This is a genomic window from Caballeronia sordidicola (assembly GCF_002220365.1).
Lineage (GTDB): Bacteria > Pseudomonadota > Gammaproteobacteria > Burkholderiales > Burkholderiaceae > Caballeronia > Caballeronia sordidicola_C.
In genome coordinates this window covers 14,626-28,484 of the sequence record NZ_MTHB01000206.1, presented here as the reverse complement: position 1 = coordinate 28,484, position 13,859 = coordinate 14,626, and the positions used below count along the sequence as shown (strand labels likewise).

General features: G+C 61.7%; 11 protein-coding genes. 2 read left to right on the top strand and 9 right to left on the bottom strand.

All coding sequences use genetic code 11. The features are described 5' to 3' along the window. Positions 1 to 70 precede the first annotated feature (70 nt). Together BSU04_RS29065 and BSU04_RS29060 are read right to left on the bottom strand one after the other, a co-directional pair. Positions 71 to 1,372, bottom strand: coding sequence for a cation:proton antiporter (locus BSU04_RS29065; RefSeq protein WP_089163770.1), 1,302 nt, complete (start codon positions 1,370 to 1,372; stop codon positions 71 to 73). Between the two features lie 95 nt (positions 1,373 to 1,467). Beyond that, the gene (locus BSU04_RS29060) at positions 1,468 to 2,016 is read right to left on the bottom strand and encodes a cytochrome b (RefSeq protein ID WP_089163769.1); all 549 of its coding nucleotides are present in this window, start codon (positions 2,014 to 2,016) and stop codon (positions 1,468 to 1,470) included. Between the two features lie 240 nt (positions 2,017 to 2,256). On the opposite strand from BSU04_RS29060, the gene BSU04_RS29055 reads away from it, so the two are divergent. Beyond that, entirely contained in the window at positions 2,257 to 3,153 is an 897-nt protein-coding gene (locus tag BSU04_RS29055) for a LysR substrate-binding domain-containing protein (RefSeq protein ID WP_179258478.1), read from the top strand. On the opposite strand, the gene BSU04_RS29050 is transcribed toward BSU04_RS29055, so the two are convergent. From BSU04_RS29050 to aldA, 4 genes are all read right to left on the bottom strand, one after another. Further along, the gene (locus BSU04_RS29050) at positions 3,120 to 4,784 is read right to left on the bottom strand and encodes a GMC family oxidoreductase (protein ID WP_089163767.1); all 1,665 of its coding nucleotides are present in this window, start codon (positions 4,782 to 4,784) and stop codon (positions 3,120 to 3,122) included. The two genes, BSU04_RS29055 and BSU04_RS29050, sit on opposite strands and share 34 nt — an antisense overlap. Before the next feature lie 15 nt (positions 4,785 to 4,799). Continuing rightward, positions 4,800 to 6,017: a mandelate racemase/muconate lactonizing enzyme family protein gene (locus BSU04_RS29045; protein ID WP_089163766.1), complete on the bottom strand. Its 1,218-nt coding sequence runs from the start codon at positions 6,015 to 6,017 to the stop codon at positions 4,800 to 4,802. Then, positions 6,014 to 7,282: an MFS transporter gene (locus BSU04_RS29040; protein WP_089163858.1), complete on the bottom strand. Its 1,269-nt coding sequence runs from the start codon at positions 7,280 to 7,282 to the stop codon at positions 6,014 to 6,016. The genes BSU04_RS29045 and BSU04_RS29040 overlap by 4 nt, the downstream gene beginning before the upstream one ends. A gap of 130 nt (positions 7,283 to 7,412) precedes the next feature. After that, a complete protein-coding gene (aldA, locus tag BSU04_RS29035; RefSeq protein ID WP_089163857.1) occupies positions 7,413 to 8,837 on the bottom strand; it encodes an aldehyde dehydrogenase in 1,425 nt (474 codons plus the stop codon). Positions 8,838 to 9,087: 250 nt separating this feature from the next. Here aldA and BSU04_RS29030 point away from each other — a divergent pair, with 250 nt between their 5' ends. Beyond that, complete coding sequence (locus BSU04_RS29030) at positions 9,088 to 10,485, top strand: FAD-containing oxidoreductase (RefSeq protein ID WP_089163856.1); 1,398 nt, start codon at positions 9,088 to 9,090, stop codon at positions 10,483 to 10,485. 1 nt (position 10,486) lies between these two features. Here the strand turns inward: BSU04_RS29030 and BSU04_RS29025 are convergent, their stop codons facing one another. From BSU04_RS29025 to BSU04_RS29015, 3 genes are all read right to left on the bottom strand, one after another. Beyond that, complete coding sequence (locus tag BSU04_RS29025) at positions 10,487 to 11,230, bottom strand: enoyl-CoA hydratase/isomerase family protein (RefSeq protein WP_089163765.1); 744 nt, start codon at positions 11,228 to 11,230, stop codon at positions 10,487 to 10,489. 124 nt (positions 11,231 to 11,354) lie between these two features. Next, positions 11,355 to 12,638 carry an MFS transporter gene (locus tag BSU04_RS29020; protein ID WP_089163764.1) on the bottom strand — a complete coding sequence of 428 codons (1,284 nt, stop codon included), beginning with the start codon at positions 12,636 to 12,638 and terminating at the stop codon, positions 11,355 to 11,357. A 14-nt stretch (positions 12,639 to 12,652) separates the two neighbouring features. Then, entirely contained in the window at positions 12,653 to 13,738 is a 1,086-nt protein-coding gene (locus BSU04_RS29015) for a PRC-barrel domain-containing protein (RefSeq protein ID WP_089163763.1), read from the bottom strand. Between the last annotated feature and the right edge of the window lie 121 nt (positions 13,739 to 13,859).

Sequence of the window (13,859 nt, the reverse complement as noted above, 5' to 3'; positions counted from 1 at the left end):
CCGGATTCGAGCGCGGGGCGCAGCGAGCGGTCAACGATCTTTTTCGCCTGATCAACAGTGGACCGGCAGATCAACTTCTTCCGTATCGATTCATCAGCGGCGTCGACGTAATGCCATGCAGGATCACCGACGCCGCGATCACTCCCAGCACCAGCGGCGCAAGCGGTTCGGCAACGCTGCGAGGCGCATGCTCCAATGCGTACATCAGGTAATAAAACGACCCTACGCCGCGAATCCCAAACCAGCTGGTGAGCAAGCGTTGCGAGCGTGTCGCCGATGAACCCAGCAACGAAGCCTGCACCGACAATGGCCGCGCCACGAAAAACAATAGCCCGACCACCGCGGCGCCTTGCCACGTAAACAGCCGGTCCCAGACATTCGCGAGCACGCTGCCTACCATCAGCATGATCGCGACCTCCGCAATTCGCTCGAGTTCTATCGTGAAGCCGAGTACCCTTTCCGCGACGAACGCATGCGCACGGTCAGGATCGGACGCGGTTGCACCAACGTCCTCGGTATCGATAACACCAACCGCTTCGTGCGCCGACTTGTCACCGCTGGCCTTTTGCTCGACCCGCCGCATCGCGAGGCCCGCTGCGAACACAGCCAGGAACGCATACGTGTGGATCAATTCGGCGATGCCATACGCGAGCGCGATCAAGCCAAGCGCATAAAAACCTTCGGGTCCAAGGGCCAGGCCGTGGCGACTGCGCAGCCACGCAATCAGCCGCACGGCGAGGTCTCCCAGCAGCCAGCCCACGGCCAATGCGCCACCGACACCCCAGAGGGCATCGCCGGCGAAATGCCAGCTCAACGCCTGCTTCGGCGATGCCTCGTAGTTGCATACCGCGATGCCCAGCAACGCAAACGGTAGCGCAATGCCGTCGTTCAAACCGCCTTCGCCGGTGAGCGAAAAGCGCAGCAAGTCGATATCGCCGGGAACCTGCACTTGCACGTCATGAGCGAGCACGGGATCGGTCGGGGCGAGCATCGCGGCGATGAGAAGCGCAGGTCCCCAGTTCATATGCAGCAGATAAACTCCCGCCAGCGTCATGATGGCGACCGTTGCCACCATCGCGACAATGCCGAGGCGCACGGGCAATAGCCAGATGCGGTCGGTGGGCGGCACGCGCAGGCGCAGCCCGATCGCGAACAGCGACACGAGCATGGCGACTTCGGTGATCCGGCGCAGCAAGGTGGCGTCGCCGAGCAGATTGATCTTCAGCAGGCCGATGCCAAACGGACCCAGCCCGAAACCGATGGCGAGATACACCATGGCGCTGCTGATCGGCAGTTGTTTGAACGTCGAACTGGCAAGCCCCATGAAAATGAGAACGCCGCCAACGACGAGAAACCATATCGTTTCGGTCATGAGAGCCTGAGTTGGATGCAGCGTACTCGATCAGGAGCAAGAGGCATGCCACAGGCCTTGCCGTGACTGCATCGCCGCAACGCTGCGGCCCTGGGCTACAGCATGCGCCGCAATGTGCCGTCCTTGAGCACCACATGATGTCCGATCGCCGCTAACGCATGCGCGCCGATGACCCAGTAAAACAAATTACCGAGGAACTCATGGGCTTCCTTGATGACGGGTCGTGCGGCCGGATCGGCGCCAACGAGCTGTATCTGCCAGCCCAGACCGGCGAGCACCACCGGATGCCCGCCCAGGTTGATCATCAAGATTCCGAGCAAGGGCTGAACAAAAATAAACACATACAGCGCGAGATGGACCAGGCGGGCAAGGAAGGTGAGCACGCGGGCGTCGGCGATCTCAGCGGGTGCGCCGTGCCACAGACGCCACGCCAGGCGGAGCACAGCCAGGGACAACACCAGCGTGCCGCACCAGAAATGCACGTTGCTCCAGAAAATGCGGCTGTCGCTGCCTTTGGGTCCGCGGATCTCGATGGCGAAATAAGCCAGTGCGATCAGGACGACAATGGCCCAATGAAAGAAAATCGAGGGCTTCGAGTAGCGTTCCAGGTCGAGCGTGTTCGGGGTGGTTGATCCAGCAGGCATGCAGTTCTCCGGTTGTGCATTGAGCGGTCCCGCCCGTGGCACGAGCAGTCAATGAACGGATAATAGCGCCCCGGTATTCCATCGATCCTTCCATCGATCCGGTAAGAGGATGTCAAATCGCTACAGTTCGAGCGGACAGCTGAGTAAGATCACGCGAACGCACGCTCAACTGTCGGCCGCCGCCTTGCGGCTCGCGTGCCACCGAGACAACGAACTTTCCGATCCGCCGTGAAACGTAAAATGCCCGCGCTGAATGCGCTCAAAGCCTTCGAGGCGGCCGGTACCACCGGCAGCTTCACCCGTGCAGCCGAACTGCTCAACGTCACGCAAAGCGCGGTGAGCCGGCAAGTCCGCCAACTCGAGGAGCAGCTCGGCGAGACGCTGTTTTCGCGCCGTCATCAGCATCTCGTCCTTACGCCCAGCGGTCGCGTGTTGCTGCGTGCGTTGCAGCAATCCTTCGACAAGATCGAACTGACGGTCCGCGCGATCAGCCAGAAAAATGACGTCAACCGGTTGCGCATCAACGTCCCGCCGACCTTTGCCGCGCGCTGGCTGGTGCCGCGCCTCGGGCGCCTGCGTGAAGCGTTTGCGCAACTCGACCTGAGCATTACCACACGCGTGGACGACGGCATCACGGATTCGAACCGGCTCGACTGCGCGGTGCGTTTCGGCGATGGCGAATGGAATAACCTTGAAAGTACCTTGCTGATGCACGAGCGGCATATCGCGGTGGCCTCGCCTGCGTTGCTGGATCGTGAAGGCGTAGATACGCCGGTGGATCTGAACCGCTTCACCTTGCTGCACGTTCTATCGGGCGAAGATCAGCGGTATCTGACCTGGCAACACTGGCTGGACGCCGCGCGTATTGAAGGCGTGGACACGGATAACGGCCATGAATTCGACTTGCTCGATTTATCGATACAAGCCGCCATTGATGGCATGGGCATCACCATTGCCGATCGTCACATGATCACAGCGGAGTTGGCGTCCGGGCAATTGCGGCAGGTGCTGGACGTGGAGGTGGAAGGGCGCCAGTCGTACTGGTTCGTGCTGCGTCCCGAGCAGCGTGCAAGCGGGACGCAGCGGCTTTTCCAGCAGTGGCTTCAGGCCGAAGCGGCGGCAAGCGCTTCGCGTTGAACGAAGGTGGGCGCGGCGGCATCGGCGAGAATCATTTGCGCGCCTTTTTCCGCCACCATCATCACCGGCGCGTTGATATTGCCGGACGTGACGTTCGGGAAAATGGACGCATCGACAATCCGCAAAGCCTCGATGCCATGCACGCGCAGGCGGTCATCCACTACCGCGGTCCGCGGGTCCGGACCCATCGCGCACGATCCGCACAAGTGATAGATCGAGCCGCTGTTCTCGCGGAAATACTGCAGCATGGTGGCGTCGTCGCCATCGGGCACGACTGACGCGCCTGGCAGCGTTTCTTCCACCGTGACCGCGCGTAACGCCGGGGCCTGCATGATCGAGCGGATCAGCCGGCTGCCCTGGATCACTTCATCTATATCCTTTTGCGTCGTCAGATAGTTCGCGTGAATCAACGCGGCATCGTTTGCATTCGCTGACGCGATCTCGATCGATCCGCGGCTCGTCGGCCGGCATGGATTGAACGCGAGCAGGAAACCCGGATACGGCTCGGGCGTGAGTTGCGAACGGTTCGATTTCGGAATCCGATACGACAACGGATTGAAGTAAAGCTGCAGGTTCGCGAGCGGGCTGGCCGGGTCGGTGCTGAAGAATCCACCGGCCTGATTCACGCTCATTGCAAGCGGCCCCTTGCGTGTCAGGAGGTATTGCAGGCCGAGTTTCAGCTTGCCGAGAAGCGAACCGAAGTCACCGTTCAGCGTGGGCATGTTCGCGCGATAGTAATAGCTCGCGCAGAGATGATCCTGCAGGTTCTGGCCGACGGCGGGAAGCGCATGCAAGACGGGAATCCCGTGGCGTTCGAGCAGCTCTTTCGGGCCGATCCCTGACAGTTGCAGAAGCTTGGGCGTGTCGACTGCACCCGCGCACAACAGCACTTCGCGCGCGGCGTGGAATGTCTTCTCGACGCCGTTCTGCGATACCTCAACACCCGTGGCCCGCAGCCCATCGAACAGCACACGCGAAGTCAGCGCGTGATGTTCGATATGCACGTTCGAGCGCTTTAGCGCCGGTTCCAGATACGCCACGTTACTCGACGCACGCTGGCCCTTGTGCGTGTTCACATCGTAGACGCCAGCACCTTCGATCTTCGCGCCGTTGAAGTCGTCGTTGCGCGGCACGCCCACCTCGTCGCAGGCATCGAGGAAGTGGCGCGTGATCGCATGGATGCCGCGTTTCATCGATGTCACGTGGATCGGGCCGCTCGCGCCATGCACTGCAGTGTCCCCGGCCGCGTGTGTTTCCAGCTTGCGGAAGTATGGCAGCACGTCCTTGTACGACCAGCCAGCGTTGCCTGCAGCGGCCCAGTCGTCGAAATCGCGGGGCGCACCGCGCACGTAGATCATCGCGTTGATGGAGCCCGAGCCGCCTTGCACCTTGCCGCGCGGTGCATAGATTTTCCGGTCCGCCAACGCTGCTTCCGGCTCGGTGTAATACATCCAGTTGCAGCCGGGATCGTAGTAGGTCTTGGCAAACCCGACTGGGATCTTGAACCAGAACGAGTTGGCCTTGCCGCCCGCTTCGAGCACGAGCACGGAGTATTGTCCCGACGCGGACAGTCGCTCGGCGAGAATGCAACCGGCCGATCCCGCGCCAACGATGATGTAGTCGTAAGTCATGGTATGTACTCAGCCTCAGCCTTTGGCCGCAGAGGAATCCCGGACATCGGCAGGCTTGGACGCCATCTGCAGATGCAGACGATCGCCGGTGTAAGGAGAATGGGCGCGCACGACGTCCATGTTCAATTCCACGCCCAGTCCCGGCGCCTTCGACGGCACGATATAACCGTCTTCCCATTGAATCGGCGTCTTGAGGATCTCCGCGTGAAAACCGTCCCAGGTGCCGATGCTTTCCTGGATCAGGAAATTAGGCGTACAGGCGGCAAGCTGGATGCTCGCGGCGGCGCCAATGGGTCCGTTGTACAAATGCGGTGCGATCTGTGCGTAATAAACCTCGGCGAGGGCAGCAATCTTCTTGCCTTCGAGCAAGCCGCCGCAGCGCGCCACGTTCAACTGCAAAATAGACGCCGCACCCGCTTGCAGCAGCTTGAAGAACTCGTACTTGGTCGTGAGCCGTTCACCGGCCGCGATGGGAATGCTGGTATGCCGGGAGACTTGCGCCATGGCCTCTTCCTGACCGGGCGGGACGGGTTCTTCGAACCACAGTGGGTCGTATTTTTCGAGGCGTTGCGCGAGCCGGATAGCCGACGACGGCACCATCTGCCCGTGCGTGCCGAACAGCAGGTCGCATCGGTTGCCGACCGCTTCACGGATGCGCTTGCAGAAGGTCTCGCAGCGTTCCAATACGTCGAGCGAAAGCTGATGGCCCGAGTACGCGGTGTACGGACCAGCGGGATCGAACTTGACTGCGGTGAAGCCGTGATCCGCGTTCTGCACGGCGCACTCGGCGGCGAGATCGACATCGTCGTAGTCGTATTCGCCCGCGGCGTTCTTCGGATACAGGTAGGTGTACGAGCGCAGCCTTTCATTGACCAAACCGCCCAGCAATTCGTACACCGGCTTGTCCGCTGCCTTGCCGATGATGTCCCAGCACGCCATCTCAAGCCCGCTGACTACGCCCATCATCGTGAGGTCGGGGCGTTGCGTGAAGCCGCTTGAATACGCTTCGCGGAAAAAGCGCTCGACGTGATGTGGATCGTGGTCTTGCAGATATCGTCCGAACACGTCGTCGATAATATGCGCCATCGCTTTCGGATGGAACGTTGCTGAATAAATTTCGCCCACGCCTTCAATGCCGCACGCGGTTTTCAGCTTCACGAAGATCCAGTACATGCCGCCCAAATGCGGCGGCGGTACGGCGACGAAATGCGTTTCGAGAGAGACGATTTTCATTGGAGGGCGTCCTTTGCAACGGTCGTGTGCATGCGCTTGAGCGCGAGCGCGGCGATGCCGCCAATCACACTGATCGCAGCGATGTAAGAGAAGTAAAACTGGTAGCCGAGGAGTCCGGGGAAATGCTCAGTAGTCCAGCCGTTCACGAGCGGCAGGAAGACGTCGGGTGAATAACCGATCAGCGAAACCAGGCCGATGGCCAGGCCCGTTATACGCAGCGGAATGCCGCATTGGTCGAGCAGCGACCAATAGAGCCCGCGAATGGCGTACGTCAGGATGCCGATCAGCAGCACTACGACGGCGATCATCGCAACGCCTGCCCGCGGATCGATATGTCCAAGTGTAGGCAGCACCACCAGCGCGACCAATCCAAGCGCTGCGAGAAACAGGGCAGTGGTCAACACGCCGAGCGTGGAGAAGCGGTCGCCGAGATACCCGCCGCCAATACCGCCAATCGGGCGCATCCAGAGCTTGAGCGTGGTGAGCGTACCGGCCATGACCACGGTCATCTTCAGGTCGCCGACTTGCAGGTAAGCCGAGAAGCTATAGGTTGCCCAGAAGATCTGATAACCGCAGAACACGATTGCCGCCATCAGCCAGAGCTGCGGAATGCGCATCAGCGTGACGAGATCGCGCCACAGCGAGTGTTTTTGCTTGAGATTGTCTGCTGCATGCTGTTTTTCCTGCGCCGTTGCCGGCGGTTCTTTGACCAGCGCCATCAACAATCCCAGCGCGATACAGATGCCCGAATACAGGTAGACGACGTATTTGAAGCCTACGTTGGTCGGCAGACCATGCTTCTCCGTGGCGGTAGCGAAGATCACCAGCGCGACAGTCGCGAGCAACGCCTCGATCAAACCGCGTCCGCCGTCGAGCAAGCCGAAAAAGCGCCCTTGTTCGTCGTGCGCGGCGATCGTCTTCACCCGCTTCAGGATGGATGCCCAGAAGGTCAGGCCCGTCGTCAGTCCCCAGCAGCAGAACACGGCGAGCAAAATCGGGAAGCTCGGCGCGGTCGAATAAACCAGTCCTAGCGCGCCGGTAGCGATCAACGAAAAGCAAATCAGGAAACGCGGCGCGATACGGTCGGCAAGCCAGCCGCTCGGCAAATAGCTGATCAGGAAAACGGTGCCGAGTATCGAATACAGATAACCAAGCTGGCTGTTGTCGATATGAAAAAACTCGAGCATCGGCGTCTGGTAGACCTGACGCAAATACAGTAGCGGATAGATCGCGCCCGCGGCGATCACCAGCAGCAGGAGCTGCATGTATCGCTGCGCACGCGTTGTGTCGGCGATTGGCGGCGTGATGCCGGTCAAGGTTTTTTCCACAATAAGTCTCCTTCGGCTGCTCGCAATGAACGCCGCTTTTATAAATGTTCGAGTGAATGTTGATGTGTCAGTACTTCATGATGACGAGACGCGTCTGCGTGAATTCAAGCATGCCTTGCTTACCGTCATCGCCGCCGAGGCCAGAGCGTTTCCAGCCGGCATGAAAGCCCTGATACGGGTCAGCGGGCGTGCGGTTCACGTACAGTTCGCCGGCCTCGATCTCGTTGGCCACGCGCATCGCGGTGCGATAGTTCTCGGTGTAGAGCACCGAAGACAAGCCGTATTGATGGTCGTTGGCCATCGCGAGGGCGTCGTCGAGCGTGTCGTACGAGATCACCGGCAGCACCGGTCCGAAGATTTCTTCGCGGACAATTTCCATGTCGTGGCGGCAATTGACCAGCAGTGTTGCCGGATAGAAATAGCCCGGACCTTCTGGCAACACGCCGCCAGTGGCGATCGTCGCGCCCTCGGCGACTGCACGTTCGACCATTGCGTGAATGTTGCGCTGTGCCGAGCGGCTGACGAGCGGACCCATCTTCGATGGATCTTGCGAACGATCGCCGGACCTCACTGCATGCATCTTCGTACGCAGCAGTTCGACGAAGTGATCGTGCACGCTGGCGTGGACGTAGACGCGTTCCATTGCGGTACACAACTGTCCGCAATGTGTTGTCTTCGATGCCACGATAGCGCTTGCTGCCGCTTCAAGATCGGCGTCGGGCTCGATGATCGCCGGCGCCTTGCCGCCGAGTTCCAGCGAAGGCTTCGCTATGTTCGTCTTGCAATACTCGAGCACGATGCGCCCGGCGCTCACGCTGCCGGTCAGCGCAATCATTCCCACTGCCGGATGCGTGCAGACGGTGCCCGCAGTGGCGTGATCCATCGCGAGCACGTTGAAAACACCCGCGGGTAGGCCCGCTTGAAGCGCGGCTTCGGCGATTTCGAATGCGGACGCAGGCGTGTTATTGCTCGGCCTTACGACTACTGTATTGCCGGTGATCAGCGCGGGCGCAATCTTGCGCAGCAAGGTGTACACCGGGTAGTTGAACGGAATCAGGCAGGCCACCACGCCAATCGGTTCACGATGCAGCACGAGGTTTTCGTTCGGGGTATCGCTGGGAATGACTTCGCCTTCAATCCGGCGCGCCCATTCCGCGTGATACCGCGTGATGTCGGCGGCATAGCGGGCTTCGTTCTCCGAATCGGCCACGCTCTTGCCCGACTCCAGCGCGAGCGCCGCACCAATCTGCGGAGCACGCTCGACGATGGCATCGGCGAAACGGCGCAGATGCTCTCCGCGCTCGATCGCCGTCAGCGCGCGCCACTTCCTCTGCGCACGCGACGCGGCTTCGACCGCGCTCAGCGCGTCGTCCTGCGAAGCCAGCGTGACGCGCGCGATGACGGCCGAGGTGGCGGGGTTATCGACATCGGCGAACGAGTCAGATTGAGACTCGACAAAACGGCCATCGATGAAATTACGGTAGGTGCGCATCGTGATTGCCAGGAAAGGTGAAGCGTCGCGGCCGTCCGCGACGTGAGTGGCGGTAGTTTTATCGGGCGTGACACTCGGCCACAAGCGATTAAAACTCGACCCGCCCATGCGGAAAACGCACTGAAAGGCGGGTGTATTCATGCAGCGCGATGGCCGATGGCGAGCTACCATGCAAAAACGCCACGTTTGTTCACTGATCCACGTTGATCCGGACCGACCATTTTCTGGGGAGACTCCCATGTCACAGCAAATGTCACAGCACTTCGACGCCATAGTGATCGGCACCGGACAAGGCGGTGGCCCGCTCGCCGTCAAGCTGGCCGAGAGCGGCCGGCGGACCGCCGTAATCGAACGGCATCTGTTCGGCGGCACCTGCGTGAACGTGGGCTGCACGCCGACCAAGACCTACGTGGCAAGTGCGCGTGCGGCGCACGTCGCGCGTCATGCGGGCGACTACGGGGTGATCGTGGAAGGCGAGGTGCGGGTGGACCTGGCGCGAGTCAAGGCGCGCAAGGACGGCGTGATCGCGGAGTCACGCGAAGGTATGGAAAAGTGGTTGCGCAACACGCCGGGCGTGGCGGTATTTAACGGACACGGCCGCTTTACAGGTCCGCATTCAATCAGCGTGACAGGCGCCGACGGCCACCAGCAGGCGCTCGACGCCGACGCGATCTTCATCAATACGGGCACGCGAGCAACCGTGCCGGAAGTCGACGGGCTGGCCGGCGTTTCACATCTTACGAATTCCACCATCCTCGAATTGACCGAGTTGCCGGAGCACCTGGCGATTGTCGGCGGAAGTTATATCGCGCTGGAATTCGCGCAGATGTTCCGGCGTTTCGGCAGCCGCGTGACCGTGCTCGTCAGGGGCGATCGCGTGCTGGCGCGTGAGGACAAGGACTTTGCTGTTCAGGTCCAGAAGGTTTTGTCGCGGGAAGGCGTGGAATTTTTGTTCAACACCGAGGCGTCGAAGCTCGAACCGGCAGGCAAGGGCATTCGGATCACGCTGAAGGATCAGACGCAGGACCAGGCCAGCATCGAAGCGTCGCATTTGCTGTTCGCAACGGGGCGCACACCGAACACGGATGACCTCGGGCTGGAGCAGGCGGGCATCGCGTTGAACAAGCACGGTTTGATCGATGTGGACGGGCGGCTTCGCACCCGGACTGAGGGCGTATGGGCGCTCGGTGATGTCAACGGTCGCGGCGCATTCACGCACACGTCGTACAACGATTATGAAATCATCGCGTCGAATGTAGTGGATGGCGAGGCGCGCAGCGTGGATTCGCGCATCATGTGCTACGCCGTTTTCGTCGATCCGCCGTTCGCACGCGTGGGCATGAGCGAGACGGAAATCCGCAAGGACGGCCGGCGCGCGCTGATTGCCACCATGCCGATGTCGCGCGTCGGCCGTGCCCGCGAACGCGGCGAGACTGACGGTTTCATGAAGGTGCTCGTCGACGCCGAAACGAAGAAGATCCTCGGCGCGGGCATGCTCGGTATCGAGGCTGATGAAGCGATCCATACGTTCATCGACATCATGAATGCCGATGCGCCGTACACCAGGCTGCAACGCGCGATGCATATCCATCCGACCGTCAGCGAGTTGATTCCCACATTGCTGGGCATGCTTGAACCGTTGAAATGATTCAGGCCCGGCGTTGCTTGATGCGTTGAGCGATAACCGGGCTTTGAAGCGAACGTTCATAAGCGGTTCGGTCGGCGCTGAGCGTGGCGTCGCCCTCGGCGATAGCGGTCAGTTGACGCTTCATCGACCGCACGGTATTGGGCACGCAAGCGCGGAGTGCATCGATGTATTCCGCCGTGCGCGAGCTCAGTTGCTCGGGTTGGACAAGCTCGGTCAGGAAGCCGATGCGCAACATCTCGGGTGCGTCCAGCGTCATGCCGGTAAGGAAAAGCCGTTTCGCCTGAGCGAGTCCCAACTCACGAACGTATCGACGCATGCCGTCGGGGTAATAATGCAAACCAATGCGTGCAGCCGGCATGAACATGCGCGTGCCCTCTATGCCGATGCGCACATCGCAGCACAGTGCAAGATCCGTTGCCCCGCCATAGACGCTGCCATTGAGCGCGCAGACCGCGGGCAGCGGGCAAGCTTCCAGCTCGTTCAGGAAGCTTTCGAACGAATCGTCGATATTGCCTGCGGCCAACTCGGACAACGTATAACCCGAACTGAACGTGGTCGTACCGGTCCCGGTGACGACCAGCGCTATGGACGTTTCATCGTTCGCCGCCGATTCAATCGTTTCCCGGAGCCCGGCCAGATCGGCGGGATCGATACGGTTATGTTGCTCCACACGCGTGAGCTGGATCCTGACAACGCCCTCGTGTCGTGAACAGGAAAAGCCGGGGGTGGTGCTGCTATTCGTCATGTCGGTTCTTCAGGCGAGCAGATCGATGCGTGGCTGACATCGCAGGTCGTGTTGCAGCACGAGCACGCGCTGGGCTGAATCCAGCCCCTGGCCCAGCGCGCTTCATGTTCTCATTAAAGCTCCGTCAAGCCGCCGGGGTTGCTTCCTTCTCCTTGGCGGCTTCGTCGTTGGCGGCGGCATCGCGTGTTTCCGGCATGGCGAGCCATACCAGCGCCACGGCCAGCGCACCGGCCGCGGCCAGTCCGAAGAAGCTGGTGTTCACGCCAAACTTGTCCGCCACGAACCCGGCAATCGCCGTGCTCAATGTCGCCCCGATGCCCGCTGCCAGCCCAAAGAATCCGATACACAGGTTGTAGCGGCCCTTGCCGCCGGCCACGTCGGCTGCAATCAGCGGCAGCATCACGCCGAATACGGCAGCGCTGATACCGTCGAGCATCTGCACCGGCACCAGCAGGTAAGGGCTGCTCGCACTGCTCGCGGCCGCGAACAGCAGCGCGCGTAACGGCAGCGCCGAGAAGCCGATGATCAGCACCGGCCGCCGCCCCCAGCTTTGCGCCTGCCGCCCGACCCACGGCGACAACCCCGCCACAATGAACTGCGGCACGATAATGCACGCTGCGATCACGAGTTGAACGTTGTCGCCCATGTGCGCCGTGACTTCACCGGCGGCGAGGTTCAGCATGGCCGCATTCGACAAGTGAAAGAGCACCACGCATGCCGCGAAGGTCAGGAGCCTCGGGTCCCGCAGCAGATCGCGCAGGCTTTCAGGCCGCTCGACCCCGGCCGCGCTTACCGCTTGCGCGATGCTCGCCCCCGCTTTCGCCGCGGCCTTTTTCATGCGCGGAACGACGGGTGCCATCTCGTGATGGATCATGTTCAGCGCGACGAGCGCAGGCAGCGCCAGCGCCGCCGTCAAAAAGAACACCGAGCGCAGCGACAGGTATTCGCCGAACACGCCCATCAACGCCGCCGTGAGCGCACTGCCGATCGATGCCCAGCGCGCATTGCGCCCGAGCCGGTTGCCGAGATCGGCGCGCGAGACGAGGGCGAGCGAGATCGCGGCCATGGCCGGCACGAGCATGCAGCTCGCGAAGCCATGCAGCACTTCGGCCGCGAATACGGAGACGAACGTCGGGCTCGCGCCGAGCAACAGCGCGGCCGCGATGATCGCGATAATCGCGGCCGCCGCCGCGCCTTTCTTGTTGCGCAACGCATCGACGAGCGCGCCGGCCGGCAACTGGCTCGCCATCGCGCTGATCGTGCCGACGCTCAGCATCAGCCCGATCTCGCCTTGCGTCCATTTGTTCGCGGCGAGATAGGAGGCAATGAACGGCCCAAAGCCGGTCTGCACATTCGCGACAAAGAAGTTCAGCCAATCGAGCGCGCGCAGACTTCGTGCAATTCCCATATTTCAGATCGTCCTCATTGTTTCGAGGGGCGCGCAACGGCCGCCGCACCAGCTTTCGCATCCGACCCCGGGCCGGAGGACGCTGCCGCGGTCGTAGCCGGAGCAGGCTCTGGCGACGCGTCAGGTTCCGGTGGCGGGACGACGGGCGAAATGATCTTGATCGGTTGATCGGGCGAGTAAGTTGGCGCGGCTTTGATCTGTGCGTCGGTGAAATCCAGTTGCAATTGCATTACCTTGTTGCGCGAGACCACGTGCAGGTCGGGCCAGTTCGCCGCGACTTGCCGTTTGTCGGCGGCGAGGGAATCGGAGAGATCGATCACGAGCGCCTGAGGCTGCGCCTGCGCATCGATCAGTACGTCGACGACGCGGCCCATCCTTGCGCCGTTTTTCTGCGCGACATTGGAGTCGATGAGTTGAGCGAGCGTCGGTGCAATGTCGTTGACTGAACCCGGTCGCGCCGCTGTGTCTTGAGGCTTGGCTTTCGCCGTGCTCGACGCGCCATTGCTGCCGGGCGTAGGTATTGCGAACGTGATGGGCGCTTTTTTGGTGGCCGGATTGAAGCGGAATGCGGTCCACGGGAAGGTCACCTTGCGGTCCCCCACACCCAGGAAACCCGCCAGGTTCACGATCATGATCTTTGGTTTGCCGGTGGCGTCGGCGTACATGTCCACCGCGCGGCCGATCACCTTGCCGTCCGGGCGCTGGATCTCGCTGTCTAGCAAACCGCGGATTTGCTCGTGCTGCATGATGCGCGTGGTCAGCAACGGCGGCGGCGTAGGCGGCGCTTTTTCTTCGACGGGCGGCGGTGGGGGCGGCGGCGGTTTTTTCGGCACGACCACACGCCGTTTGGGCGCGGGGCGCGGGGCTTTCGGTTCGGCCGGGGGCTGCGTGGCGACCGGTGTCGATGCCGGCTCCTCCGGCTCCACGACTTCCGGCTCGCTGGGCGGTTGCGGCGTCGACAAGTCGACGATCGGCGCAGGCGCCTGATGCGGGAACAGGCTGCATCCCGACATGACCGCCAGGACGAGGAGGATTGCGAGCGTCCGGGCCACTGTTCGCCAGTGCCATTCGTACGCTCGAAGCGGGAAACCGCCACTCATCACAAGAGCTCCATGTTGCAGGGCTGCCTTCACGAGATTCGTGCGCCGTCGCATCAATTATCGGCGGCGCGGGGGTTAGGGGGTGATGTCCGGGGTACTGTCCAGCACGGACCGGCCGAAC